The organism is Candidatus Accumulibacter propinquus (assembly GCF_056856495.1).
On record NZ_JBSEHC010000003.1, the window covers coordinates 772,268 to 798,445 of the forward strand.

At 61.4% G+C, this 26,178-nt stretch carries 18 protein-coding genes, 2 tRNA genes and 3 rRNA genes; 18 read left to right on the forward strand and 5 right to left on the reverse strand.

Annotation, left to right across the window (positions count from 1 at the left end):
- Both argA and AC15MQ_RS09585 read left to right on the forward strand, forming a co-directional pair.
- Complete coding sequence (gene argA / locus AC15MQ_RS09580; RefSeq protein WP_287666759.1) at positions 1-1,320, forward strand: amino-acid N-acetyltransferase; 1,320 nt, start codon at positions 1-3, stop codon at positions 1,318-1,320.
- 68 nt (positions 1,321-1,388) lie between these two features.
- Positions 1,389-1,661 (forward strand): oxidative damage protection protein, encoded by a 273-nt coding sequence (locus AC15MQ_RS09585; protein WP_287666756.1) that lies wholly within the window; start codon positions 1,389-1,391, stop codon positions 1,659-1,661.
- Between the two features lie 77 nt (positions 1,662-1,738).
- Here the strand turns inward: AC15MQ_RS09585 and rpiA are convergent, their stop codons facing one another.
- Positions 1,739-2,401 (reverse strand): ribose-5-phosphate isomerase RpiA, encoded by a 663-nt coding sequence (gene rpiA, locus AC15MQ_RS09590; RefSeq protein ID WP_483079974.1) that lies wholly within the window; start codon positions 2,399-2,401, stop codon positions 1,739-1,741.
- 188 nt (positions 2,402-2,589) lie between these two features.
- On the opposite strand from rpiA, the gene AC15MQ_RS09595 reads away from it, so the two are divergent.
- Positions 2,590-2,964 (forward strand): diacylglycerol kinase, encoded by a 375-nt coding sequence (locus AC15MQ_RS09595; protein ID WP_287666751.1) that lies wholly within the window; start codon positions 2,590-2,592, stop codon positions 2,962-2,964.
- An 81-nt stretch (positions 2,965-3,045) separates the two neighbouring features.
- Here the strand turns inward: AC15MQ_RS09595 and ftsX are convergent, their stop codons facing one another.
- The 3 genes from ftsX to ftsY are packed head-to-tail and all read right to left on the reverse strand — an operon-like array spanning position 3,046 to position 5,617.
- Entirely contained in the window at positions 3,046-3,945 is a 900-nt protein-coding gene (gene ftsX, locus AC15MQ_RS09600; protein WP_483079975.1) for a permease-like cell division protein FtsX, read from the reverse strand.
- Positions 3,942-4,628, reverse strand: a complete 687-nt coding sequence (locus AC15MQ_RS09605) for a cell division ATP-binding protein FtsE (RefSeq protein ID WP_332335235.1) — start codon at positions 4,626-4,628, stop codon at positions 3,942-3,944. Before AC15MQ_RS09605 ends, ftsX begins: the two co-directional genes overlap by 4 nt.
- Positions 4,625-5,617, reverse strand: a complete 993-nt coding sequence (gene ftsY, locus AC15MQ_RS09610; RefSeq protein WP_332335236.1) for a signal recognition particle-docking protein FtsY — start codon at positions 5,615-5,617, stop codon at positions 4,625-4,627. Before ftsY ends, AC15MQ_RS09605 begins: the two co-directional genes overlap by 4 nt.
- Before the next feature lie 95 nt (positions 5,618-5,712).
- On the opposite strand from ftsY, the gene AC15MQ_RS09615 reads away from it, so the two are divergent.
- The 12 genes from AC15MQ_RS09615 (at position 5,713) to mnmC2 (ending at position 17,826) form a co-directional block, all read left to right on the forward strand.
- Positions 5,713-7,080, forward strand: a complete 1,368-nt coding sequence (locus AC15MQ_RS09615; protein ID WP_350497610.1) for a M16 family metallopeptidase — start codon at positions 5,713-5,715, stop codon at positions 7,078-7,080.
- A 10-nt stretch (positions 7,081-7,090) separates the two neighbouring features.
- Complete coding sequence (locus tag AC15MQ_RS09620) at positions 7,091-8,386, forward strand: M16 family metallopeptidase (protein ID WP_483079976.1); 1,296 nt, start codon at positions 7,091-7,093, stop codon at positions 8,384-8,386.
- Between the two features lie 4 nt (positions 8,387-8,390).
- Complete coding sequence (gene rsmD, locus AC15MQ_RS09625) at positions 8,391-8,945, forward strand: 16S rRNA (guanine(966)-N(2))-methyltransferase RsmD (protein ID WP_287667511.1); 555 nt, start codon at positions 8,391-8,393, stop codon at positions 8,943-8,945.
- The gene (gene coaD, locus AC15MQ_RS09630) at positions 8,938-9,435 is read left to right on the forward strand and encodes a pantetheine-phosphate adenylyltransferase (RefSeq protein WP_332337358.1); all 498 of its coding nucleotides are present in this window, start codon (positions 8,938-8,940) and stop codon (positions 9,433-9,435) included. The genes rsmD and coaD overlap by 8 nt, the downstream gene beginning before the upstream one ends.
- 13 nt (positions 9,436-9,448) lie before the next feature.
- Entirely contained in the window at positions 9,449-9,709 is a 261-nt protein-coding gene (locus tag AC15MQ_RS09635) for a YfhL family 4Fe-4S dicluster ferredoxin (RefSeq protein ID WP_287666738.1), read from the forward strand.
- 489 nt (positions 9,710-10,198) lie between these two features.
- Positions 10,199-11,398 carry a tyrosine--tRNA ligase gene (gene tyrS, locus AC15MQ_RS09640; protein ID WP_287666736.1) on the forward strand — a complete coding sequence of 400 codons (1,200 nt, stop codon included), beginning with the start codon at positions 10,199-10,201 and terminating at the stop codon, positions 11,396-11,398.
- 475 nt (positions 11,399-11,873) lie between these two features.
- A 16S ribosomal RNA gene (locus AC15MQ_RS09645) occupies positions 11,874-13,409 on the forward strand.
- A 61-nt stretch (positions 13,410-13,470) separates the two neighbouring features.
- A tRNA-Ile gene (locus AC15MQ_RS09650) sits at positions 13,471-13,547 on the forward strand.
- Positions 13,548-13,599: 52 nt separating this feature from the next.
- Positions 13,600-13,675 (forward strand) — tRNA-Ala (locus AC15MQ_RS09655).
- 226 nt (positions 13,676-13,901) lie between these two features.
- Positions 13,902-16,788 (forward strand): 23S ribosomal RNA (locus AC15MQ_RS09660).
- An 85-nt stretch (positions 16,789-16,873) separates the two neighbouring features.
- Positions 16,874-16,987: ribosomal RNA gene (rrf, locus tag AC15MQ_RS09665) — 5S ribosomal RNA — on the forward strand.
- Together the 16S, 23S and 5S rRNA genes with 2 tRNA genes alongside form the textbook arrangement of a ribosomal RNA operon.
- Before the next feature lie 149 nt (positions 16,988-17,136).
- Positions 17,137-17,826 carry a tRNA (5-methylaminomethyl-2-thiouridine)(34)-methyltransferase MnmC2 gene (gene mnmC2 / locus AC15MQ_RS09670; protein WP_483079977.1) on the forward strand — a complete coding sequence of 230 codons (690 nt, stop codon included), beginning with the start codon at positions 17,137-17,139 and terminating at the stop codon, positions 17,824-17,826.
- Positions 17,827-17,836: 10 nt separating this feature from the next.
- Here the strand turns inward: mnmC2 and AC15MQ_RS09675 are convergent, their stop codons facing one another.
- The gene (locus AC15MQ_RS09675; RefSeq protein WP_332335240.1) at positions 17,837-18,754 is read right to left on the reverse strand and encodes a MerR family transcriptional regulator; all 918 of its coding nucleotides are present in this window, start codon (positions 18,752-18,754) and stop codon (positions 17,837-17,839) included.
- A gap of 426 nt (positions 18,755-19,180) precedes the next feature.
- On the opposite strand from AC15MQ_RS09675, the gene AC15MQ_RS09680 reads away from it, so the two are divergent.
- The 3 genes from AC15MQ_RS09680 to AC15MQ_RS09690 are packed head-to-tail and all read left to right on the forward strand — an operon-like array spanning position 19,181 to position 26,147.
- Positions 19,181-20,809 (forward strand): DUF2138 family protein, encoded by a 1,629-nt coding sequence (locus AC15MQ_RS09680; protein WP_483079978.1) that lies wholly within the window; start codon positions 19,181-19,183, stop codon positions 20,807-20,809.
- Positions 20,809-21,528, forward strand: coding sequence for a DUF1175 family protein (locus AC15MQ_RS09685; protein ID WP_483080634.1), 720 nt, complete (start codon positions 20,809-20,811; stop codon positions 21,526-21,528). The genes AC15MQ_RS09680 and AC15MQ_RS09685 overlap by 1 nt, the downstream gene beginning before the upstream one ends.
- Complete coding sequence (locus tag AC15MQ_RS09690) at positions 21,462-26,147, forward strand: alpha-2-macroglobulin family protein (protein ID WP_483079979.1); 4,686 nt, start codon at positions 21,462-21,464, stop codon at positions 26,145-26,147. Before AC15MQ_RS09685 ends, AC15MQ_RS09690 begins: the two co-directional genes overlap by 67 nt.
- Positions 26,148-26,178: the final 31 nt, after the last annotated feature.

Consider the following 26,178-nt stretch of genomic DNA (forward strand, 5'->3'; position numbering starts at 1 on the left):
ATGGCGGATGCCGTGAGTGCTGCCCAGTTCGTGGCCTGGTTCAGGTCGGTTGCGCCGTACGTCAATCTGTTTCGCGGCAAGACCTTCCTGATCGCCTTCGGAGGCAAGGCCATCGCCGGACAACTGGCGCGTACGCTGGCCTATGACGTGAATCTGCTGGCGGCGCTCGGCGTGCGCCTGGTGCTGGTGCACGGTGCACGGCCGCAGATTGAAGCGTTGTTGCGCCAGAGAGGGCTGCAATCGGTCTATCACGGCAACTACCGGGTTACCGATGCGCAGGCGATTGATTGTGTCATCGACGCTGTGGGCAGCATCTACGTGGAAATCGAGGCCCTGCTGTCGCAGGGCCTCGCCGATACCCCAATGGCCAACAGCACCATCCGGGTGGTGGGTGGGAATTTCATTACCGCCAAACCGGTGGGTGTGGTCGATGGCGTCGATCTGCAGTACTCCGGCCAGGTGCGCAAGATCGATGCCGAGGGCATCCGCGCGCAGTTGGGGCTCGGCAACATCGTCCTCCTGTCGTGTATCGGCTCCAGTCCGACCGGCGAGATCTTCAATCTGGCGATGGAGGAGGTCGCAGAGGCTGTGGCCACCGCGCTGCTCGCCGACAAGCTGATCTTTCTGAGCGATAGTCGGGGTGCGACCGACATCGACGGAGCCTTGCTCGACGAGTTGACGGTCGAAGCTGCCGAGCGCCTGATCAGCCTGGGTGATTGGCTGTCGACGGACCTCAAGCGCTACCTTCCCTGCGCTGTCCGCGCCAGTCGCGCCGGTGTCGGCCGTGTGCACCTGATTGGTTACGATGAAGATGGCACCTTGCTGCGAGAACTTTTTACCCGCGACGGGGTGGGTACGGTAGTCACCCGCGAGTCGCTGGAACAGTTGCACGACGCCCGGCCCGATGACATTGGTGGGCTGGTCGCCCTGATCGAGCCGCTCGAAGAAGATGGTACGCTGGTGCGCCGCTCGCGCGAGTTGCTCGAGCGCGAAATCACGCGCTTCTCCGTGGTTGAGCACGATGGCGTGATCGTCGGCTGCGCGGCCCTTTACCCCTATGGCGAAGGGCAGGCCGAACTGGCCTGTCTCGCCGTGCATCCGCACTATCGTCGCTGGGGCTACGGCGCCCTGTTGATGAAGCATATCGAGGCACAAGCGCGTGCTTCTGGTGTCAAGCGCCTGTTCGTGCTGACTACCGTGACCTCGCAGTGGTTCAAGGAGCGTGGATTTACGGTTCGTCAGATTGACGAGTTACCGGCTGAGAAACGACTGGTCTACAACCTGCAACGTCGTTCCAGCGTATTGATGAAGGAACTCTAGGGACTGCTTGCCAGGTAGCCCGTGGGCTGGCCGGCGGAATCCCGAGGAGTCATTGAGGAGTTGATTGCATGACCCGAATGGTGAATTGTGTCAAGCTCGGCCGTGCGGCAGAGGGCCTGGATTTCCCGCCGTATCCCGGCGAGTTGGGCAAGCGTGTTTATGAGGCCGTTTCAAAGGAAGCATGGCAACAATGGGTTCGCATGCAGACCATGATCATCAACGAGAATCGTCTCAATCTGGCCGATGCGGCGCATCGCAAGTATCTGGCCGAACAGATGGAGAGGCATTTCTTCGGTGGCGGTGCCGATAAGGTGCAGGGGTACGTGCCGCCTGGCGCCTGAACCGGGGTCGCCCGTACCCGGCGGTTATTCCGGGTCATCCGGGCCGTTCGAGGCAGCGAACGGCGCCGTGGCAGTGTTCAGGTGGCGGTCAGCGTCTGCACGCCGGCGCCTGTCGCCAGCAGGCAAACATCTGCCGGACGACACGCAAAAAGGCCGTTGGTGACAACCCCGACAATCTGATTGAGGCGTGTTTCCAACGCCACCGCGTCGACAATCTCGAGTCCGTGGACGTCCACAATGAGATTGCCGTTGTCGGTGATGAAATTCGCGCGCAGGCGTGGGCTGCCACCGATCCTCGACAGTTCGCGTTGAACGTGGCCAAGTGCCATCGGGATCACTTCGACCGGCAGCGGGAAGCGGCCGAGCAGCGGTACCAGCTTGGAGGCATCGGCAATGCAGACGAACTTTCCGGCGACGGCGGCAACGATCTTCTCACGGGTCAAGGCGCCGCCGCCACCCTTGATCATCTGCATGGCCGCATTGATCTCGTCGGCGCCGTCCACGTAGACCGGGATCTGGTCTACGTCGTTGAGGTCAAATACCTCGATGCCATGGCCTTCGAGGCGTTTGCGCGTGGCCTCTGAACTGGCTACGGCGCCGCGGATACGGTGCCGGATTTCAGCCAGGGCATCAATGAAGAAATTGGCTGTCGAGCCGGTTCCTACACCGACGATTCCTCCTTCGACGACATGTGCGATCGCTGCGCGACCGACCGCTTTCTTCAGTTCGTCCTGGGTCATGATTGTTCTTTGCCTCGTCGTCGGTGGTGTGTCGAAGGGTGGCATTGTAGCGAACGCCGGCGATTGAAGACAGCCGCAGCGTCACGACGCCCGTGGAGGCGCGCTGCGGGACAAGCCGGGTTGGCCCGGGTGGCAGGCGCCAGGGGAAATCAGCGATAATCCGCTCGAACCATCAACAGGAGGCGCGCGTGGCTGACGAAAGTCCGTTCAAGGGGCAGACCGGGATCCGGCGCATATGGAACGCCTTGCATTTCTCAGGTGCCGGCCTGCGAGCGGCGTATGCAGCGGAAGACGCTTTTCGGCAGGAGGTGCTGCTCGCCGTGCTGCTCATCCCCTTGGCCTTCTTCCTGTCGCCGAATGGCCTGGGGCGCGCGCTGCTGGTTGGCAGCGTGTTGCTGGTGTTGATCGTCGAATTACTCAATTCGGCGATCGAAGCCACCGTCGATCGGATCTCGATGGAGCGGCATCCGCTGGCCAAGCGGGCCAAGGACATCGGTAGTGCTGCGGTGTTGCTGGCGCTGCTCAATGTGCTGGCGATCTGGGCCTGCGTGTTGATCGGCTGAGCGGGGTCTCTGCCGGCCTCCTGTCCGCCATGCCCGTTGGGTCTGCGCGTTGCTGTCGTGGGTCCGTCGCCTCGGTGCTCTTCAAACGATGTGGCGAAGATGGATCAGCACCGAAATCTTCGCTCCCAGCCAGCCCAGGGCGCCGCCAATGGCAGTCAGGACAAGGATGTCACTGGCCGACAGACCTTGCAGGGCGAAGTTGGCGCCGTAGAGGCGTGCGAGTTCGGCTACCGCTGGGGTGAGGAATTGAAAACCGGCGCTCACCAATCCCGCCGCACACAAGCCCCCCAGCGCACCTTGCAGCAGCCCGAAATAGTGGAGGGGCCGCTGAATGTAGGTATTGGTTGCCCCGATCAGTTTGGCAAGTTCGATTTCGGCAGCCTGCGCGAGGATTTGCAGACGAATGGTGTTGAACGTGATGGTCACCAGGGCGCCGGCAAAGAGGACAGCGAGCAGGATGACGACGAGTTTGCCGAGGCGGAGCAGGGCATCGAAGCGTTTGACCCAGGCCGAGTCGAGTTGGACGTGCGCAACCTTTGGCCAGGTGGAAAATATCTTGGCCAGACTTTCGAGCGCTTCAGGCTGCGCCTCAGTCGGGGTGATGATGTACGCGTCCGGCAGCGGGTTTCGCGGCAGACTGGCGATGATTTCGGTCATGCCTTCGGAGGCCTGCAGGCGCTTGAGCGCTTCCTCGCGCGGGACGAAACGCCAGGGGCCGGCCCTGACTTCCTTGAGCCGGGATTCGATTTCAGAATGATCGCGTTTGCCGGCATCGAGGGCCAGGAAAATGCTGATCTGTTGTACGCCGGGTGTATCGCCGGTCAGCTTGCGCAAGTTGTCGAGAGTCAGCCAGCCCGCCGTCGGCAGGGTCAGCGCGACGCCGATGACCAGCAGCGACAGCAGCGAATTGAGCGGTGCTGCCGTCAGGTGACGCAGCGCGTCCCGCAGCGCCGCCAGATGTTGCGCGAGCCAGGCACTCACGCGGCACCACCCTCGCTACTCTGGGTTTGCGCGTCGCTCATCTCGCCCTGGTCGAGGCGCAGAATTCGTGGCTGCAGATGCGGCAGATGCAGGGGGTCGTGGGTGGCGATCAGTACGGTCACTCCAACCTGTTGAAAAGCGTGGAAGATCTCGAGGATCTCGCCCGCCGATGCGGCATCGAGGTTGGCGGTGGGTTCGTCGGCGAGAATGATGGCCGGTCGATTGACGACCGCACGGGCAATCGCCAGGCGCTGCTGCTCGCCGCCCGAGAGGGCGATTGGAAAGGCCTTTTCGCGATTGGGCAGACCGACCTTGGCCAGCGCGGCCTGTGCTCGCCGCATTGCTTCGCGGGCAGGATGGCCGACGATTGCCAGCGGCAACAGCACGTTGTCGAGCACCGTGCGGTCGAACAGCAGCTTGCGATCCTGGAAGATCAGGCCGAGCTTGCGGCGCAGGTACGGAATGGCGTTCCTGCGCAGTGAAGCGAGGTTCTGGCCATTGATCACGATGCTGCCAGACGTCGGGCGCTCGATCGCGGCGAGCAGTTTGAAGAGGGTCGATTTCCCGGCGCCGGAGTGGCCCGTTAGAAACACCATCTCGCCTGCCGTGATTTCAAAGCACACTTTCCGGAGCGCTTCACGGCCTTCCGGGTAGCGTTTGGTGACGTCGCAGGCGGTGATCACTCGAACATGGCATCTACAAAATCGCGGGCCACGAACGGCCGCAGATCGTCAATGCTCTCGCCGACGCCGATGAAGCGAACGGGTTTCGGGCACTGGCGGGCGATCGCGGCGACCACCCCGCCTTTGGCCGAACCATCGAGCTTGGTCAGCACCAACCCGGTGACCTGGATGGCCTTGTCAAAGGCCATCACCTGTTGCAGCGTGTTCTGGCCAAAGGTGGCGTCGAGTACCAGCAGCGTCTCATGCGGGCCGGACGGATCGGCCTTCTGGATGACGCGGCGCACCTTTGCGATTTCGTCCATCAGGTGCAACTGCGTCGGCAGGCGACCGGCGGTGTCGGCGAGCACGATGTCGATACCGCGTGCGCGGGCAGCGGCGATGGCGTCGAAGATCACTGCCGCCGGGTCGCCGGACAACTGCGAGACGACGCTGACGTTGTTGCGCTCGCCCCAGGTCTGAAGTTGCTCACGTGCCGCCGCACGGAAGGTATCGCCAGCAGCCAGCAGTACGGACAAACCCTGGGCCTGAAAGTGTTTGGCCAGCTTGCCGATCGAGGTCGTCTTGCCGGCGCCATTCACGCCGGCGATCATGATGATGAACGGGCGGTGCGAGGCAAGATCGAGAGGTTCTTCGAGGGGCTGCAGGAGTTCCAGCAGGATTTCCGACAGCGCTCGCTGGATGGCCTCCGGGGTGTCGAGCTTGTCGCGTTTCGCCCGTACCTTCAGGTGGTAGAGAAGGTGCTGGGTAGCGTCAAGGCCGACGTCGCTGCCCAGCAGCAGGGCTTCGAGATCTTCGAGCAATTCGTCGTCGACCTTGCCGCGCGAGAAGAGCAACTTCAGCTTGCCGCCAAACTGCGCCCGGGTGCGTGCGAGTCCGGCCTTGAGTCGCTCGCGCCACGGTACGGCGGCGGCATTGACCGCGACTTCGGTGTCCGCCGGTGTGGTTGGTGCGGGCTTCTGGCCGGGTTGCTTCTTCAGGAAACCAAACATGGGACTTCCGTGTCTTAGGGGCGCTCGGTTACGTCGGCAGTGGTAAGATGCCGGCGCAATTACCCGACAACCTGAAATTCTATCAGAAGCGACTCATGCCCATGCGTCACGCGCGATTGATTCCCTTGTTGCTGGCGCTGGCTGCTCCAGCGCCGGTGCTTGCGGAAACCTATGAACACCAACTGGCAAACGGCTTGCGGATCATCGTCAAGGAAGATCGGCGCGCACCCACCGCAGCGCACATGGTCTGGTATCGGGCTGGCAGCATGGACGAGACCAACGGCACCACGGGTGTCGCGCATGTGCTCGAACACATGATGTTCAAGGGGACGCCGAGCGCGGGCCCCGGCGAGTTCAACCGCCGCGTGGCCGCCGCCGGCGGGCGGGACAATGCCTTCACCGGCCATGATTACACCGCCTACTTTCAGCAGGTTCCAAAGCAGAAGCTGTCCGAGATGATGCAGCTTGAGGCCGATCGCATGCGCCATCTGACACTTGATGCGCAGGAGTTCGCGCAGGAGATACGGGTGGTCATGGAAGAGCGGCGGTTGCGCACCGAGGATCAGCCGCAGGCGCTGCTCTTCGAGCAATTGTCGGCAGTGGCTTTTCAGGCGCATCCGTATCGTGTGCCGGTCATCGGCTGGATGAACGATCTGGAGAACATGACCGTGAATGACGCGCGCGCCTGGTACGAGCACTGGTATGCGCCAAACAACGCCTACGTGGTGGTGGTCGGTGACGTCGACCACCAGACCGTCTTCGCGGCGGCCGAGCAGTACTACGGACCTTTGCCGGCACGTCCGCTGCCGGGCAGGAAACCTCAGGACGAGCCCGTGCAGACCGGCATACGCCGCCTGACGGTGAAGGCACCGGCCGAGTTGCCGGTGGTGATGATGGCTTACAAGGTGCCGGTGCTCCGTGACGTCGATCACGACGTCGAGCCTTATGCTCTCGAAATGCTCTCGGCGGTTCTCGCCGGCCACGAAGCGGCGCGCTTTACCAATCACCTGATTCGTCAGCAACGCCTGGCGGTGGATGCGACGGCCAGTTACGATTCCACCCGGCGTGGTCCAGGCGTCTTCCATCTGTACGGATCGCCCAGCGAAGGGAAGACCCGTGCCGACCTGGAGTCCGGTCTGCGTGCCGAAATCGCCTTGGTGCAAGCGCAGGGGGTGACCCCCGACGAACTGGCGCGGGCCAAGGCACAGTTGATTGCGGGGCAGATCTACAAACTGGATTCGATATTTGCACAGGCGATGGAAATCGGGCAACTGGAATCGGTGGGCATTCCCAATGCCCAGAACCGGCGCATGATCGAAAAGTTGCAGGCGGTCACCGCCGAGCAGATCCAGGCGGTGGCCAGGAAGTATTTTCGCGACGAGCAGTTGACCGTGGCCGAACTCGATCCGCAGCCCTTGCCGACAACGCCGCGCGCGCGTTCGCCATTCGCTCCCCGTCACTGAGAGGGTCTTCATGAATCCGTGCATGCTGTTGATCGGCCTGTGTCTGGCGCTTGTCGCGCAATTGAGTCACGCCGGCCCGAAGATCGAGCGCTGGCAGACGACTTCGGGCGCGCGTGTCCTTTTCGTCGAGAACCATAGTCTTCCGATTGTGGATGTCCAGGTCGATTTCGCGGCGGGTACGGCACACGATGGCGAGGGAAAGGCTGGCGTGGCTTCCCTGACCCGCGGTATCCTCGATCTGGGTGTTCCCGGCATGGACGAGACGCAGATCGCCAGCAGAATGGCCGACATCGGGGCGTTGTTGTCGGGCGGCGTGGATATGGATCGGGCCTCGGTCACGCTGCGAACGCTGTCGATGGCTGACAAGCGCGGCCCGGCGCTGGAGATGCTGCGTGCCATCCTGAGTCAGCCGCAGTTTCCCGCAGCGGTCTTCGACCGCGAACAAGCACGTTCCATCTCTGCTCTGAAAGAGGCCTTGACGCGTCCGGACGCCATTGCCAGCAAAGCCTTCTGGGCGGCAATGTACGTCGCGCATCCCTATGGACGGTATGCGACGCCGGAATCGGTGAGTTCCCTCGCACGCGCCGATGTCGTCGCTTTTCACGCCGCCCATTACACGGCCCAACGCGCGACGGTGGCCATCGTCGGAGATCTGTCGCGTGCCCAGGCGGAGTCGGTCGCCGAGCAACTCACCGTCGGGCTCCCGTCGGGCCCTGCCATGGCCGGGGTCGTGCTGCCGAAATTGCCATCCGGCGGCGAACAGCGGATTGCGCATCCGGCGGTGCAGGCGCATCTCCTTCTCGGGATGCCGGCACTCCGGCGCGGCGATCCGGATTTCTTTCCCTTGCTTGTCGGGAACTATTCTCTCGGCGGCGGTGGATTTGTTTCGCGCCTGATGAAGGAGGTCCGCGACAAGCGTGGCCTGGCTTATAGCGTACATAGCTATTTTCTGCCGTTGCAGCAGTTGGGCCCCTTCCAGATCGGCCTGCAGACCAAGAAGGCGCAGGCCAACGACGCGTTGAAGGTTACCCGCGAAGTGCTGGCCACCTTCCTGGCCGAAGGACCGAGTGAAACGGAATTGCAGGCGGCCAAGCAGAACCTGATCGGCAGCTTTCCGTTACGCCTCGACAGCAACCGCAAGATTCTGGAGAATGTCGCTCTGATCGGGTTCTATGATTTGCCACTCGACTATCTCGATCGCTACCCGGAAAACATCGAAAAGGTGACTGTGGCCGATATCAAGGCAGCGTACTCCCGGCATGTGCGACCAGAGCATCTGGTGACCGTGGTGGTGGCCGGGGAATAACATCCTGAACACGGTGCGCATCATCGGTGGGGCATGGCGTCGGCGTGTCCTGCGTTTTCCCGATGTGCCAGATTTGCGGCCGACTCCGGACCGTGTCCGCGAGACGCTGTTCAACTGGCTTGGGCAGGATCTGTCGGGCCTGGCCTGCCTGGATCTGTTTGCCGGCAGTGGTGCTCTCGGCTTCGAGGCGGCGTCGCGTGGTGCGGCCAAGGTGGTCATGGTAGACCAATCGCCGCAGGTGCTGGCGGCGCTCGAAGCCAACGCGAGAAACCTCGGAGGAGACCCGCGTCTGCGGATGGTGCGTTCGGATGCAGTAAGATTTGTGGGTTATGAGGGGTCACGCTTTGACGTCCTGTTCCTTGATCCGCCGTTCCGCCAGGGCTGGATCGAGCGTCTGGCACCGATCGTGCACGGGGTTCTGGCTGCAGACGGCGTGATCTACGCCGAGGCAGAAGATTTTCTGGAAGGCTGCGGTAGTTGGCGCACGGTGCGCCACGGTCGAGCCGGACAGGTGTTTTATCACTTGATGCGGCGAGGCGAAACTGATGGCACTGAATAGGCGAGTGGCAATCTATGCAGGAACCTTTGACCCGATGACCCGTGGCCACGAGGATCTCGTGCGGCGCGCGGCCTGTCTTTTCGACCGGGTGATCGTGGCCATTGCTCAGAACCAGCCGAAAAGGCCATTTTTCTCGCTCGCCGAGCGGGTCGAGATGGCGCAGGAGGTCCTGGCGCCCTACCCGAATGCCGAAGTCTGCGGTTTCGACGGTCTGCTGATGGATTTTCTGCACGCCAAGGAGGCCAAGGTGATTATCCGGGGCTTGCGTGCGGTTTCCGATTTTGACTATGAGTTCCAGATGGCGGGGATGAACAGGAACCTCTACCCCGAGGTCGAAACGGTATTCCTGACCCCGGGTGAGCAGTACCTGTTCATCTCGGCGACGATGGTGCGTGAAATCGCCGTTCTCGGCGGCGATGTCAGCAAGTTCGTGCAGCCGGCAATCTGCGGCCGACTGGCCAAAAGAGTAAGAGAAATTTCAACGATCTGAAGGAAATCCAACAATGGCTTTGATTATTACCGACGAATGTATCAACTGCGACGTGTGCGAGCCGGAGTGCCCGAACGAAGCAATTTTTCAGGGCGCGGAGATCTACGAGATTGACCCGAATAAGTGCACCGAATGCGTTGGGCACTACGATACGCCGCAGTGTGTCGAGGTGTGTCCGGTCGATTGCATCCCGAAAGATCCTGCGCACCAGGAAAGCGAGGATCAGTTGTGGGTCAAGTACGAGCAACTGACCGGTAACAAGGGTGGCGCCTGAGCGACGAAGGGCAACTGCTGCTTTTGGCAGGGCCCGCTCGCCCCAATGCTGGTCCTGCTTGGTTCTGGCGGTGATTCGATCGTGGTGAGCGTGGACTCCAAGCCATGGAAGCCCAGGTAGCGGGTATGCTGCGGGGCCTCGAACTTGGAAAGCGCGGTGGGCTGTGCGCTAGATAGCGGATCTGCCGGCTAGTCGTGGCCCTGACCGGCCCTGTGCCTTGTCGGAACCCTGCCGTAGGCCATTCAGGTGACCGCAGGTGGCCGAATATCGCTGCCTGGGTGCCGGAGTACATGATCGACTTGTCGTAGCCAGTCAGCAGCAACACGCCGCCAACGAAGACCAGCGATGGCGTGGAAGGCGGTCGATCACTGAAAGGGATTGCGGTAGAATCCGCCGTTTCCCGTTATGCAGGGTGTCTGTCGTCAGCAAAACCCTGCAGTCCTGCAAGAATATTCCCTTACCAGAAGCACCCCGGACAGAAGAGGTTGGATGCGCGCCGTGGAAGAAGAACTCAAGCTGATCAAGCGCGGGTCGGAAGAACTCCTGATTGAAACCGAACTGCTGGAAAAACTCAAGGCGGGTCGGCCGCTGCGAATCAAGGCGGGCTTTGATCCGACCGCACCGGATCTGCATCTTGGACACACTGTCCTGATCAACAAGCTCAGGCATTTCCAGGATCTCGGCCATCATGTGATGTTCCTGATCGGTGATTTCACCGGCATGATCGGTGATCCGACCGGAAAGAATGTGACGCGACCACCGCTGTCGCGCGAGCAGATCGTCGACAACGCCAGGACTTACCAGGAGCAGGTGTTCAGGATTCTCGATCCGGAGAAAACCGAGATCTGCTTCAACTCGGTCTGGTTCGAGCCGTTTGGAGCTTCGGGAATGATTCGTCTTGCTGCCCTGCATACGGTGGCGCGGATGCTCGAGCGTGACGACTTCGCCAAGCGTTATCGAAGTGGGCAACCGATCGCCGTTCACGAACTACTGTATCCGCTTTGCCAAGGCTACGACTCCGTGGCGATGAAGGCGGATGTCGAACTCGGCGGCACCGATCAGAAGTTCAACCTCCTGGTTGGACGTGAGTTGCAAAAGCATTTCGGGCAGGCACCCCAATGCATACTCACGATGCCGCTGCTCGAAGGTCTTGACGGTGTGCACAAGATGTCGAAATCGCTTGGCAATTACGTAGGGATCAGCGAGCCGCCAGGCGACATGTTCGGCAAGCTGATGTCGGTTTCCGACGAACTGATGTGGCGCTACTTCGAATTGCTTTCGTTCCGCAGTACTCGGGACATCGAAGGTTTGCGGCAACAGTGCGCCAGCGGACGCAATCCACGCGACATCAAGGTGTTGCTGGCGCAGGAAATCGTCGAGCGTTTTCACGGCGCCATTGCTGCTACCCGGGCGCTGGCCGACTTCGACGCGCGCTTTCGACAGGGGGCCATCCCGGACGACATTCCAGAGGTCAGTCTGCCGGCCGAGAATCCACCCATGACCATCGCGCAGGTGCTCAAGCTGTCCGGCTTGACCGCCAGCACGTCCGAGGCCTTGCGCATGATTGACCAGGGTGGTGTCCGGATCGATGGCTCCCGGATCGACGACAAACACCTCGTGCTGGCAGTGAAGGGCTGCTTCGTCCTGCAGGTTGGCAAGCGCAAGTATGCGCGCGTGAGCATTGTCTGAGTCGGTGCCGCGCGTTTTCCCATGGCGCAGCACCGTGGGCGTGAAATAGTGCGACAAGAGGGTTGACGTCCGTCGCCGGCCCTGTATAATTCGCACCTTCGTTGCCGAGCAAACAATAAAACCTGATTAAAATCAGACATTTATTTGCATATGGCGGGAGTCGGCAAAGTCTTCAGGGCGGCGTCGTAAGCAGCAGAAGTAGTCGGCATGTCGTTGAAAAGAAGTATTGACGCCGCCGCAAACGACTGTATAATGCGCCCTCTCGCTGCTCAGGCAGCCCGGCAGTCTGGCCAACAGGCCTTTCTGCCAGCTCTTTAAAAACCAGACAACCGATAGGTGTGGGTTCTTGATTCGGGGCGATTTACGAGAGTGGATTGCTGAAGGATAGAGTAGGACTCGCACAGATGAAGAAGTAAGACCTGTTGGGCTGGAGGGATCTGGTCTGATGGGACGTCGAGCGAGAGTTTTAGGATTTGAACTGAAGAGTTTGATCCTGGCTCAGATTAAACGCTGGCGGCATGCCTTACACATGCAAGTCGAACGGCAGCACGGGGCAACCTGGTGGCGAGTGGCGAACGGGTGAGTAAAGCATCGGAACGTGCCCTGGAGTGGGGGATAACGTAGCGAAAGTTACGCTAATACCGCATATTCTGTGAGCAGGAAAGCAGGGGATCGCAAGACCTTGCGCTCTGGGAGCGGCCGATGTCGGATTAGCTAGTTGGTGGGGTAAAGGCCTACCAAGGCGACGATCCGTAGCGGGTCTGAGAGGATGATCCGCCACACTGGGACTGAGACACGGCCCAGACTCCTACGGGAGGCAGCAGTGGGGAATTTTGGACAATGGGCGCAAGCCTGATCCAGCCATGCCGCGTGAGTGAAGAAGGCCTTCGGGTTGTAAAGCTCTTTCGGCCGGGAAGAAATCGCATGGGTCAATACCCTGTGTGGATGACGGTACCGGAATAAGAAGCACCGGCTAACTACGTGCCAGCAGCCGCGGTAATACGTAGGGTGCGAGCGTTAATCGGAATTACTGGGCGTAAAGCGTGCGCAGGCGGTTTGGTAAGTCAGATGTGAAATCCCCGGGCTCAACCTGGGAACTGCATTTGAGACTGCCAAGCTGGAGTTTGGCAGAGGGGGGTGGAATTCCACGTGTAGCAGTGAAATGCGTAGAGATGTGGAGGAACACCGATGGCGAAGGCAGCCCCCTGGGCCAATACTGACGCTCATGCACGAAAGCGTGGGGAGCAAACAGGATTAGATACCCTGGTAGTCCACGCCCTAAACGATGTCAACTAGGTGTTGGGAGGGTTAAACCTTTTAGTGCCGTAGCTAACGCGTGAAGTTGACCGCCTGGGGAGTACGGCCGCAAGGCTAAAACTCAAAGGAATTGACGGGGACCCGCACAAGCGGTGGATGATGTGGATTAATTCGATGCAACGCGAAAAACCTTACCTACCCTTGACATGTCAGGAATCCTGGAGAGATCTGGGAGTGCTCGCAAGAGAACCTGAACACAGGTGCTGCATGGCTGTCGTCAGCTCGTGTCGTGAGATGTTGGGTTAAGTCCCGCAACGAGCGCAACCCTTGTCATTAATTGCCATCATTCAGTTGGGCACTTTAATGAGACTGCCGGTGACAAACCGGAGGAAGGTGGGGATGACGTCAAGTCCTCATGGCCCTTATGGGTAGGGCTTCACACGTCATACAATGGTCGGTTCAGAGGGTTGCCAACCCGCGAGGGGGAGCCAATCTCAGAAAGCCGATCGTAGTCCGGATCGCAGTCTGCAACTCGACTGCGTGAAGTCGGAATCGCTAGTAATCGCGGATCAGCATGTCGCGGTGAATACGTTCCCGGGTCTTGTACACACCGCCCGTCACACCATGGGAGCGGGTTCTGCCAGAAGTAGTTAGCCTAACCGCAAGGAGGGCGATTACCACGGCAGGGTTCGTGACTGGGGTGAAGTCGTAACAAGGTAGCCGTAGGGGAACCTGCGGCTGGATCACCTCCTTTCTAGAGAAAAACTGGATCGAGAACCCACAACCTATCGGTTGTCACAGGCTGCACATGCGGAGGGTCTGTAGCTCAGTCGGTTAGAGCATCGTCTTGATAAGGCGAGGGTCGTTGGTTCGATTCCAACCAGACCCACCAGCGTATCGACGGAGGCTGCTGTAAGCGAAGTCGAAACACGTGGCTGACTAGCGGGGGATTAGCTCAGCTGGGAGAGCACCTGCTTTGCAAGCAGGGGGTCGTCGGTTCGATCCCGTCATCCTCCACCAAACTTACCGCCGCGCGTGAGATGTCAGGCCTGCAGGGTCCGTACCCTGCAGGCCTGACCCCTTACGGGGCCTGTGCTCTTTAACAAAATGGAAGAAGGTTGTATTGCTGATTGCCCGGAAGACTGGGGATTGGCAATACGGTTGTGATTGCATCGAACCCCCGCAAGGGGGAGCACAAATGAGTTGCCTGTAGCTGGAGGTCTCGCAAGAGAGCTCAAGGTTATAGGATCAAGCGAATAAGTGCATGTGGTGGATGCCTTGGCGATTACAGGCGAAGAAGGACGTACAAGCCTGCGAAAAGCTCTGGGGAGCTGGCAATGAAGCTTTGATCCAGAGATATCCGAATGGGGAAACCCACTCCGCAAGGAGTATCCCACGCTGAATACATAGGCGTGAGGAAGCGAACCCGGCGAACTGAAACATCTAAGTAGCCGGAGGAAAAGAAATCAACCGAGATTCCCAAAGTAGTGGCGAGCGAAATGGGAACAGCCTGCAAGTGATAGCGATTGCGTTAGCGGAAGTCTCTGGAAAGTGGCGCCGTAGTGGGTGACAGCCCCGTACGCGAAAACCCGATCGTGGTACCAAGCTTGCGACAAGTAGGGCGGGGCACGAGAAATCCTGTCTGAATATGGGGGGCCCATCCTCCAAGGCTAAATACTCGTAATCGACCGATAGTGAACCAGTACCGTGAGGGAAAGGCGAAAAGAACCCCGGGAGGGGAGTGAAATAGATCCTGAAACCGCATGCATACAAACAGTGGGAGCCCCTTCGTGGGGTGACTGCGTACCTTTTGTATAATGGGTCAGCGACTTACGTTCAGTAGCGAGCTTAACCGAATAGGGGAGGCGTAGGGAAACCGAGTCTGATAAGGGCGCCTAGTTGCTGGACGTAGACCCGAAACCAAGTGATCTATCCATGGCCAGGATGAAGGTGCGGTAACACGCACTGGAGGTCCGAACCCACTAATGTTGAAAAATTAGGGGATGAGCTGTGGATAGGGGTGAAAGGCTAAACAAACTTGGAAATAGCTGGTTCTCTCCGAAAACTATTTAGGTAGTGCCTCAAGTATCACCGACGGGGGTAAAGCACTGTTATGGCTAGGGGGTCATCGCGACTTACCAAACCATTGCAAACTCAGAATACCGTTGAGTGCGAGCTTGGGAGACAGACATCGGGTGCTAACGTCCGGTGTCAAGAGGGAAACAACCCAGACCGCCGATTAAGGTCCCGAAGACATAGTTAAGTGGGAAACGAGGTGGGAAGGCTTAGACAGCCAGGAGGTTGGCTTAGAAGCAGCCATCCTTTAAAGAAAGCGTAATAGCTCACTGGTCGAGTCGTCCTGCGCGGAAGATGTAACGGGGCTCAAACTATGCACCGAAATCGCGGATATCCGCAAGGATATGGTAGGAGAGCGTTCTGTAAGCCGATGAAGGTGTCTTGAGAAGGATGCTGGAGGTATCAGAAGTGCGAATGCTGACATGAGTAGCGATAAAGGGAGTGAAAAGCTCCCTCGCCGAAAGCCCAAGGTTTCCTGCGCAACGTTCATCGGCGCAGGGTGAGTCGGCCCCTAAGGCGAGGCTGAAAAGCGTAGTCGATGGGAAACAGGTCAATATTCCTGTACCTCTTGGTAATGCGATGGGGGGACGGAGAAGGTTAGGTCAGCCGGGTGTTGGACGTCCCGGTTCAAGCGTGTAGGCAGACCTCTTAGGCAAATCCGGGGGGTTAATGCTGAGGCGTGATAACGAGTGGTCTTGTACCGCGAAGTGATTGATACCATGCTTCCAAGAAAAGCCTCTAAGCTTCAGTTACCAGGAGACCGTACCGCAAACCGACACAGGTGGGCAGGATGAAAATTCTAAGGCGCTTGAGAGAACTCAGGAGAAGGAACTCGGCAAATTTGCACCGTAACTTCGGGAAAAGGTGCGCCCTGATAGGTTGTAGCCCCTCGCGGGTGAAGGCTGAAAGGGTTGCAGTGAAATGGTGGCTGCGACTGTTTAATAAAAACACAGCACTCTGCAAACACGAAAGTGGACGTATAGGGTGTGACGCCTGCCCGGTGCCGGAAGGTTAAGTGATGGGGTGCAAGCTCTTGATCGAAGCCCCGGTAAACGGCGGCCGTAACTATAACGGTCCTAAGGTAGCGAAATTCCTTGTCGGGTAAGTTCCGACCTGCACGAATGGCGTAACGATGGCCACACTGTCTCCTCCTGAGACTCAGCGAAGTTGAAATGGTTGTGAAGATGCAATCTCCCCGCGGTTAGACGGAAAGACCCCATGAACCTTTACTGTAGCTTTGCATTGGACTTTGAACCGACTTGTGTAGGATAGGTGGGAGGCAGTGAAGCCGGGACGCTAGTTCTGGTGGAGCCAACCTTGAAATACCACCCTGGTTTGTTTGAGGTTCTAACCACGGCCCGTGAATCCGGGTCTGGGACCGTGCATGGTAGGCAGTTTGACTGGGGCGGTCTCCTCCTAAAGTGTAACGGAGGAGTACGAAGGTACGCTAGGTACGGTCGGACATCGTGCTAATAGTGCAATGGCAAAAGCGTGCTTGACTGCGAGACCCACACGTCGAGCAGGTACGAAAGTAGGTCATAGTGATCCGGTGGTTCTGTATGGAAGGGCCATCGCTCAACGGATAAAAGGTACTCTGGGGATAACAGGCTAATACCGCCCAAGAGTTCATATCGACGGCGGTGTTTGGCACCTCGATGTCGGCTCATCACATCCTGGGGCTGTAGTCGGTCCCAAGGGTATGGCTGTTCGCCATTTAAAGTGGTACGTGAGCTGGGTTTAAAACGTCGTGAGACAGTTTGGTCCCTATCTGCCGTGGGCGCTGGAAATTTGAAGGGGGCTGCTCCTAGTACGAGAGGACCGGAGTGGACGAACCTCTGGTGTACCGGTTATGACGCCAGTCGTATTGCCGGGTAGCTAAGTTCGGAAGAGATAAACGCTGAAAGCATCTAAGCGTGAAACTCGCCTTAAGATGAGATTTCCCTGGGGACTTGATCCCCCTGAAGGGTCGTGGTAGACCACCACGTTGATAGGCTGGGTGTGGAAGCGCAGCAATGCGTTAAGCTAACCAGTACTAATTGCCCGTGAGGCTTGATCCTATAACCTTGAGCAGCAACTCCTATGCATCACAACCCCTTCTTCCCTTTTGCGCACCCCGCTCACCCGGCGTGCATATCCGTTACGCTTGGCGGCCATAGCCCTTTGGACCCACCCCTTCCCATCCCGAACAGGACCGTGAAACGAAGGTACGCCGATGATAGTGCATACTTCATGTGTGAAAGTAGGTCACCGCCAGGCTCCCCCATCACAAAAGCCCTCCCCGGATTATCCCGGCGAGGGCTTTTGCCTTGGTAGCATCCTCAATTGCGTGGACGCATGATGTGGCGCACTCGCACTTCCCCGCTCATCCCCCGCTACCTGCGGCGAAGATTCTTGCCTGCGGCGCGATGACCAACTCCGACTTTTTCGACCGACGACTGGTGGCGACCGGCGACGGTTCGCATTCCCTGTATCTCCCCGCGTGCAACGAGCACTACCATTCAAGCCATGGCGCGCTACGCGAGTCACAGCATATTTTCCTTGGCTGTGGTTACGACGAGATGGCCGTCAATGTCGGTGGCCGCCTGCGTATTCTGGAAGTCGGCTTCGGTACCGGCCTCAACGCGCTGTTGACCTGGGAGCGCTGCGATCAGGGGAGTTCGGCAGTGGAATACGTCGCCATTGAGGCGTTTCCGGTCACGGTGGAACTCGCTTCGCAGTTGAACTACGCGAGTTGCCTGGCGAGTCCCGCAGCCCAGGAGATCTTCGCGGCGATGCATCAGTGTTCCTGGGGGATCTGGGGTCATCTCGGGGAGAACTTCTCCCTTCTCAAGCTGCAGACCAGGATCGAGGATTTCGAGCCGGTTGATCCGTACGATCTGGTGTACTTCGACGCTTTCTCGCCACCGGTCCAGCCGGAACTATGGACCCGAATCATTTTCGACAAACTGTATCGGTGCATGCGCCCCGGCGCTGTACTGGTGACCTACTGTGCCAAGGGCGAAGTCAAACGAAATCTCAAGGCCAGCGGCTTCTTGCTGGAAAGCTTGCCCGGGCCGCTGGGCAAGCGCGAAATCACGCGCGCCAGAAAGCCGTGAGAAGAGAATCCTAGTCGCAACCGCGCCTGTTTTTTCGCCACGCGGCGAGAGCGTCGACTGCCGCCTGCAGGCTTGCCAACATCGAGATGCCGCAGGGCGCGGCTGCGCGTTGGGCGCCCGCACCACCGACCCAGAGTTCGACAGGCGCGGGTAACAGTTGTCGCAGTTGACTGAGCAGTGGCAAGACCTGCCGGAGGGGGAAGGCTCCTGAAAAAGACACGGCAACGATGTCTGCCCTGTGCGCCAGCGCCGCCATTTGAATGTCGAACAGGGGGGTTTGCGTACCGAGTGAAATACAGGTCGCGCCGTCGAGGACCAGCAGCACCTCGGCCATCAGCAGGCCGAGAACATGTTGTTCCTCGGGAACGGTGGTGAGCAGGATACGCGGCTGGCCGCCACCCGGAGGCAGGCTGCCAATGGCCTGGCGCAACAGGGACTTCATCTGCTCGGTATAAAGGTGCTCCTCGAAGACCGCAAACTCGCCATTCATCCAGGCTTCCCCCACCGCCTGATTGAGCGGTACAACGACATCGATGACGAAGCTTTGCAATCCCATGCGCATCATCGCCTGACTGAGCGCCTGCCGAAGCGCCGGCACATCATGAGCTTTCACCAGCCGCATCGTTTGCCGAACAAGCTTTTCCGCGGGCTCAGGGTCGCACTCCTTGATCGCCACGCACGGACTGCACAGCGCGGCAAGCTCTGTCTCGCTGGCGGCAAACAGCTTGCCGGGACGGTGGCCCTGGTCGATCAAACGCTTGATCAATCGCAGTCGTTCCACTTGCTCGGCTGGATAAACGCGTTCGCCATTGTGATCCCGAGCAGGCTGCGGGAAGCCGTAGCGACGCTCCCAGACACGCAAGGTATCCTTGCCTAGACCCGTGTCGCGCTCGACAGTACTGATGCTCATCTCTGGGCGGGTAATCATGGTGTCCTGGTCAATCTGGCGTAATGCACCGTAGACGATCTATTGTAGCCCAATTGTAATCAATTTCACTATTTCTGTCCAGGACAAATTGGTCTGGCCTGTGCGGGGAAGCTGTCATCCGGGGAATTCGGCCTTGCCGAGGAGTAGGGCGCGGCACCCCATTTGCAACCTGATCGGCATACAATGCGGGCAAGGGTTTGCCGGCCGGAAGTTTGGACCTTCGGGACTGCTGCTGACAGCGAAGGCGTGCGGGCGGCGCGCCCAGCAGTCTGCCAACAATGCGAGAGGACTCGACATGAGCAGCGTTTTTTCGCCACCACCGCAGGACCGTTTGCGAGATCGGACGCCACACTGGCGTGTTTGGCGACCGGTTCGCCGGACCTGGCGCAGGCCAGCGGGTATGGCGTGCCGTGCTGGTGGCGGCAGATGCTGAAGCTGTCGCTTCCCATCGCGCTGCGCCAGCGCCGTACCGGGTTTTACCTGCTCCTCGGCCTGCTCGCCTCCCTCCTGGTTTTCGGGGCTTATCGGTACTGGCACAGGGCGCCGCATTACAAAGGGGTGTCGCGCCTGCAGGTCGACCTGCGGCAACCCGAAATGCTGCTCGTCACACGCAATCTGAGTGCATTACCGAAAGACATCGCAGCGGCGCCACTGCTCGCTGGTCTGGTGGATGAGCAACTGGTCTTTCATTACGAAGAGGACGAGGCGCGGCTTTCAATCGAGGGTAGCCTGCGTCGCCTGGCCTACGAGCACAAGTTGGGCATCGAAGATCGGTTTCTGTCGACGCTGCTGGCCGGGCCAGCGGAGATCGGGTTCTGGCGCTCGGGCAAGGGCCGCCCGGAGCACGTCGTCGTCAGGCTCGAACGTGGCGTGCTGGCCAGGTTGACCGAAGCACTGGCGCGGATCGCGCTGGACGATCGGCAGTTGAAGCAGGCCGGCAAGTTCTCCGTGGGCGGAGACGAGGTCACGTTGTATACGCTTGACTACGGTGGTGGTCGCACGCTGGCTTTTGCCGGTCGAGGCGACAACTGGGTCTTTCTTTCAGACCCCGCGCTGGCGCTCGATATCGAGGGCAAACTGACCGCCGACGCTGAAGTGGTTCTCGGCGACCTGCTGCACGGTAGCCAGCCCTGGCAAGCGAAGCTGCCTGCGTCGACGACCGCACAGCACTCTTTCGTCGTCGGTCAGCGGGCCCTGACCATGGGTTACGAACACTTCCTGCCGACTCTCGCCGGCTTGCGCTTCGACCACGAGGGCGGAAGGTGGCAGGCCCGCCTCCGTCTGCAGCCAACGAAGCCTCCAGTCACCCATGACATGGCTGAGATCTGGCGTGCAGTACCCCTCGGAGCCGCTTTCTGTACCGCACTGCCGGTCGACTGGCAGGCTGCGGCGGCGCCGCTGGCAACGCTGCTCGGCAGCAACCCGGCGATATCGCCGACTCTGGCCGCGCTGGACCCGATTGCTGCCGTCTGCTGGTATGCCAGTTCCCGCCTCGCGGCGCCGCTGTTCATCGCACGTGCGACGGGGGCGATGCCGCCCGATGCCGGCCAGTTGCTGGCCCAACTGGCCGAAAAATCCTGGTCCGCCAGCGCCGCCCCAGCCGCGGGCAACGACGGCGAGGGTCAGATGCATGTCGCCACCGTGGCGTCGCGCCACGGCATTCGCCCGCCAGACGGCGGCGCGCGTGCCTTCGAGCCGGCGCTGGCCCAGCACGCGGGGCTGATTCTCTTTTCTCCCGACCGTCGCCAGGTCGACGCGGCGCTAGCCGTCGCTGCCCGGCGGGCAGCGGCGCTGGGTGACGAGGCTGGCCTGCGCGGCCCTGGCTGGCTGGTTCTCGATCCGCCGTTGCTGGCACGGCTGATACGCTCCGAAGTCCAGGAGGTCCTGCCCGCAGATGAGGAGTCGTTCTTCAGGGACGTGGCGCGCAATCGCCTCTGGCCACGTCTCGAAGCCTGGGCAAGGGAGCAACCGGCGGTCGTCGCCATCCCTGGCGCGGTCGGCGCGGATGGTTTCGTCGCTCTGGATATCCGGCCGTTGCAGGAGAGTCCACGGTGATCGGACGCCGGCGGTTCCTTGGCGCCCTAGGAAGCCTGACCCTGGGCATCGCCGGAGGACCCGCGGCGGCGCTCAACAACGGGTCCCCGACGGCGCTGCTGCCCAGCATGCTCGATGGCCCACAAACCGACCGGTTCCGGGTCTGGATGTCGCTCATCGTCGCCGACCAGATTCGTCGCGGTCCATCGCCACGCTGGTTTCACCGTGACTGCGCCGGTCTTGCGCGTTTTGCGGTGGCCGAAGCCCTGCGTCCGCACGATCCGCGCTGGCGTCGGGTCAACGGCTTCACAGGACGTCTGCCGCCGGAAATCGAACTGCGCCCTGAACAGGCGTCGCTGCTCAACGGCTGGACGACGCTGGATGGCGACCAGCAGGCTTTCGTCACCGCGCTGACGCTGGTCCAGAAGAACAGCCGCTGGCTTGGCCGAGAAAGCGCCATGGCCAGGGCCGGGGACCTGCTGTTTTTTGATCAGGGCGACGATCAACATCTGATGATCTGGATGGCCGGCTGGATCGCTTATCACACCGGTCAGCCCGTTGCCGCTGGCAGCCGGCAAAGCGCCGGCAAACGTCGGCAATCCCCCGAAGAGATCGAAGACAATGGCCTGCGTGCGGTCACGCCGGCGCAACTGCTGCAATGGAAGGACACCAGGTGGCGACCACGCGACGACAATCCCAATTTCGCCGGCTTTTATCGACTGGCTTTCTTGTCGCGCTGATCCTGGCGCTGCTCGGTCTTGCCGGAGCCGGAACGGCCGGCGAGATGGCGGCTGCCCACTCGAACTATCGCCCGCTGAGCGGCGAGGAGTTCTTTCTGCTCGCCGAGAGCAGTTACGGTTCCGACGAACAAGCCTCGGTGCGCCTCGAGATCCAGCGCGATTCGTCGGAACTGGAGGAGTACGGAGGGGTAGATATCGCCATCTACCGGGTCCCCGAGCCGATCGCCTTCCTGCGCGCCCAGAGCAACCTGCATCGTGTCAAGGTGCCGGCCAGGCCCCAGCCCGAGGGCATGGCCAATATGCTGCAACTCTCCTGGGACAAGATCTGGGCCAACACCCGCTTCGCATGGAAGCGCCTGTTCTCGCCAGCGGCCCGGCGGGCGACCACTGCCGCCGCTCCGGAACTGAAGACGCCGAACGCGATGCTGACGCCGACGCGCCTGCGCCATCCGCCAGCCTATGCCCCATTGCCCGGCCTGACGCTGAGCGACCGCTTCCGTTACCCGGTGCACCGCGCCAAGCCGATCGTGCCGCCAGCCGACGTCAAACTCGCCGGCAGCAGCAGCGAATTCCTGCCCAACAACGAAGGCAACGTCCGCGTTCCCCTCGGCCGGCGCGTACCCGGCCTCTACCTGGTCGAAGCGTCGGTCGGCAAGCATCGGGCAGTAACGCTGGTCTTTGTCTCCGACAGCGTGGCGGTGACCAAGAATGCTGCCACCGAGATGCTGGTGTGGACCGCTCGGCGCAAGGATGGTGTTCCCGTCGCCGACGCCGACATTGTCTGGAGCGACGGCGTCGGCGTCCTGAAGAGCGGCAGGACTGCTGCCGACGGTGTTGCGCGCCTGGCCGCCGCCAGTCCCGAGACCAGTTACGTCTACGGCCAGGACCCCGCCGGTGGCGTCTTCATCTCGGAGAACTTCTACCACGACAGCGAAATCTACAACGCCAAGATCTACGCCGTCACCGATCGCCCGCTATATCGTCCTGGCGACCTCGTGCAGGTCAAGTTCCTGGGCCGTGAGTTTCGCAGTGCCCGTCGTTCGGAGCCGGTCGCTTCGAGCGACATCTCCGTCACCGTCGTCGATCCGGCGGGGACCGAAGTCCTCACGCGCAAGCTGCGCTACGACTCGGCCAAGGGCGGTGAAACGGAGTTCCAGTTGCCCGCGGCCGCCCAGGCCGGCGGCTGGGAACTCGTCTTTGCCAGGGGCGAAGACAGCTACGGCGCGGCTTTTCGAGTTGCCGACTACGTCAAGCCGCACTTCGAGATCGATGTGGTTGCCGACAAGAGCGAGTTCAAGACCAGGGAAGCCGTGACCGGGCGCATTCGTCTCAGCTATCCCGACGGCAAGCCGGTGGTCGGCGCGCTGGTGCGACTGACGGCACGGGCGCAGCCGCTGACCATGGTCGAAGGCGAATTGCGTTATGGTGGTCAGTTCCCGGTCGCCATCAAGGCCGACGAACTGAAAACCGGTAGCGATGGCGTGGCGGCATTCAGCCTGCCGCCGGCCGATGATCCGGCTCGCTACATCCTGAGTCTGCTGGCCCAGGATGGCGCCGCCTACCGCGTGCGGGTGACCAAGGAAATCCTCGTCGAACGCGGCGCCACGCTCTGGCAACTGGCCGCCCCGGCCTATTTCTCGCGTCCCGGCGAAAACGTCGACTTCCGTTACCTGCCACAGGGCAACGCCAGCCCGGCCAGCCGCCCGGCGCGCTGGGAGATTCTCCGCCTCGAGGACCGGCAGCGACGCGAAGGGTCGCTGACCGAAGGCAAAAGCACGCCCGCCGCCGGCGAGAACACGCCTGCTGGTGGCGACAGCATAAGCCTCGCTTTCCCCGATCCCGGTTCCTATACCGTCAGTCTGCGCGACGCCAGAGGCAATCTGCTGGCGGCGACCAGCCACTGGGTGTCCGGCGATGGCATGAAAGCGATCCCGGGGAGTGTCGAGATCGTCTTCGACAAGGAACAGTACCAGGCCGGTGAAACCGCGCACGCGTTGATTACCTTCCCACAAGCGGTCGGGGATGCCTTGCTGACGCTCGAGCGCGACCAGGTCGAGGCGCACGCGCTGCTCAGTGGCAAGGCCGGCTGGCTGAACGTCAGCCAGGTGGCGCCGGCACAGTGGCGCGCGGACATCCCGGTCAAGGAAGAATACGGTCCCAATGTCACCTTTTCCGTCCTGTACCTCGCCAATGGCGACTACGTTTTCCAGAACAAAGGCCTGCGCGTGGCCGTGCCGGTTGTCGATATCGCCATCCGCACGCCGCGCGAACGCTACGCGCCGGGAGAAACGGTCACTCTCGAACTGGAAACCCGGACTGGCGGGCGGCCGACACCGGCGCTGGTCAACCTCGGCGTCGTCGATGAAATGATCTACGTGCTGCAACCCGAAATCGCGCCCAGCATCGGCAACTTCTTCTATCACCCGCGCCGCAACAACGTACGTACGACCGTCAGCCTGTCGTTCATCGGTTACGACCTGGCCCGCCTGCCGGCCAAGAGCGGCGCACCGGTCCGTCGCTCGCCGTCGGAACGCGGCGTCAAGGTGCTCGAGCGCCCGCGACGCGACGATACCGATACCGCCGGCTGGTGGCCCAGCCTGATGACCGGCGAGAACGGCAAGGTCAGCGTCAGCTTCCGCATGCCCGACGCATTGACCCGCTGGCGCATCACCGCGCGCGCGATTACCGCGGCCGGCGTGGTCGGCCAACAGACGCGGCACGTCGAATCGCACAAGGATTTCTACGCCAAGTGGACCGGTCCGGCGAGCTTCCGCGTCGGCGACCGGCCGGCCGCCACCCTCGTCGCCTTCAACCAGACCGGCGCCGAGGCCAAGGTGCAACTCAGTGCCAATGGCGGTGGCCTGGCCGTACGTCGCGAGTTGACGCTGCGCCCGGGAGCGAACAACATCCCGCTGCCGATCGACAAGCCCGTTGCGGGTGACGTGGCGATCAGCCTGGCCCTGGGCGGCAAGGAAATCGACAGCCTGCGCCAGGCAATCGGCGTGCTGCCGGCGGGCTGGCTTTCGGAGCGCAGCCAGTCGCTCGAACTGCGTGACGCCGAAACGCGCCTCACCCTGCCGAGCGATGCGCGCGACCTCCGGGTCAGCCTGGCACAGGGCAGTGCCGGTCAGTTTGCCCGTATCGCCGACGACCTCCTCGAATTTCCGTGGGGCTGCGTGGAACAGACGGCCAGTCGCCTGCTGCCGCTGAGCTTCGCCTATCGCGGTCTGCCCGCCGATGCGCCGCGCCTGCGCGAAATCTCGCAGGCGATCGCCACCCAGCGCCTGCGCCTGGTCCAGATGGCCGGACCGGAAGCGACCTTCGGCTGGTGGGGACCGGGGACCACCGACAGCGCCTGGCTTACCGCCTACGCCTACTACGCCGATTGGCACGCCGCGCGCGCGCTCGGTCTCAAGCTGCCGGCGAGCCATTGGCGGCAGAGCCTGGAAGCCTACAGCAAGCACTCCGCCAAGGAGCCACTGCCGCTGCGCGTGCTGGCGGTCTGGTTCATGGCCGAGATGGAGGTACCGGTGCGCACCCTGCTCGAAGGCCTGCTCCAGGAGGCCAAGGCGCTGCCCCCCGCCAAGTTCGCCACGGGTGGGCGGGATAGTCTCTGGCTGGGCAACACCAGCGCCGCCGCCGACGCGCTGAGCCTGGTGTTGATCGGGCAGATGGCCCGCCAGCAACAGATCGGCCTCGCGCCGGAAATGGCCCAGGCGATCGATGCCGCCCGCGAGGCCCTGCGTGCCCAGCCAGAAGCGCTGGGCCAGGCGCTGCTGGCGATGGAAGGCAAGGGCGCGGTCAGGGACGACGCGGCGCGCTGGCTGGCGACGCTCGGTCCAGGCGCCGCCACCTTCGACCGTGCCCTGGCGCTGGCGTGGTGGAACAAGGCCCTCGGCGGCAGTACGCTGCCCGAGACCGGAGCGCTGGGACTCAAGGGCAACTGGCAGCGGCAAGGCGGTCCGCTCGGCGCACCGACCTGGCGCTGGACCGGCAAGGATATACCGATGGCGATCACCCTGGTCAGCCCGGCGCCTGCGGATCTCACGGCTTTCGTCCGTTACCGCTCGGCCGAACCGGAAAAGGGCAAGCTGCCGGTGAAAGTCGAACGACGTCTCTTCCGCCTGGTAGCGGTTCCGGCGGCCAAGCCGGAAGCGGCTGCCGGCCAGTCCGGCGAACGTCGTCCGCCAGGCAACTCACCGGCGGGTGCAGCGGTTGAATTCAGAGCGGAGGCCGCGAGCGATGGTGATCTCCGTGCCAACGACCTCTACCTCGAAGAGATCAGGCTCAGCGCCACTGCCGGCCAGCCACCGCGATACGGACTGATCGAGGTGCCGTTGCCACCGGGCGCCGATGTCGAGCGCGGCACCTGGGGTATTCGCGTGCGCGGCCTCGATGGCGATGCCGTCGTGCCGATGGAGCGGGCGCGCTACCAACCTGGCGAACTGTCCTACTCGGTGCCGGTCGACCAGCTCGCCGAAAGCCGTGTGTTTCGTCATTTGCTGCGTTTCGGCAGCCGCGGCAACTTCGTGTTGCCGCCGGCGCGTTTCCAGCGCATGTACCAGCCCGAAGAAAAGGCATTCGAAGCGCTGGCGGAAAGACGTCTGCAAGTGAAATGAGGCGCAGACCGCAGCCGGCGTCGGCCAGGCG

Bases quoted from the DNA above. Each gene is read 5' to 3' on its own strand.
- argA (WP_287666759.1), top strand. From the start codon at position 1: ATGGCGGATGCCGTGAGTGCTGCCCAGTTCGTGGCCTGGTTCAGGTCG.
- AC15MQ_RS09585 (WP_287666756.1), top strand. From the start codon at position 1,389: ATGACCCGAATGGTGAATTGTGTCAAGCTCGGCCGTGCGGCAGAGGGC.
- rpiA (WP_483079974.1), bottom strand. From the start codon at position 2,401: ATGACCCAGGACGAACTGAAGAAAGCGGTCGGTCGCGCAGCGATCGCA.
- ftsY (WP_332335236.1), bottom strand. From the start codon at position 5,617: ATGTTTGGTTTCCTGAAGAAGCAACCCGGCCAGAAGCCCGCACCAACC.
- AC15MQ_RS09615 (WP_350497610.1), top strand. From the start codon at position 5,713: ATGCCCATGCGTCACGCGCGATTGATTCCCTTGTTGCTGGCGCTGGCT.
- AC15MQ_RS09620 (WP_483079976.1), top strand. From the start codon at position 7,091: ATGAATCCGTGCATGCTGTTGATCGGCCTGTGTCTGGCGCTTGTCGCG.
- AC15MQ_RS09635 (WP_287666738.1), top strand. From the start codon at position 9,449: ATGGCTTTGATTATTACCGACGAATGTATCAACTGCGACGTGTGCGAG.
- tyrS (WP_287666736.1), top strand. From the start codon at position 10,199: ATGCGCGCCGTGGAAGAAGAACTCAAGCTGATCAAGCGCGGGTCGGAA.
- mnmC2 (WP_483079977.1), top strand. From the start codon at position 17,137: ATGACCAACTCCGACTTTTTCGACCGACGACTGGTGGCGACCGGCGAC.
- AC15MQ_RS09675 (WP_332335240.1), bottom strand. From the start codon at position 18,754: ATGATTACCCGCCCAGAGATGAGCATCAGTACTGTCGAGCGCGACACG.
- AC15MQ_RS09680 (WP_483079978.1), top strand. From the start codon at position 19,181: ATGCTGAAGCTGTCGCTTCCCATCGCGCTGCGCCAGCGCCGTACCGGG.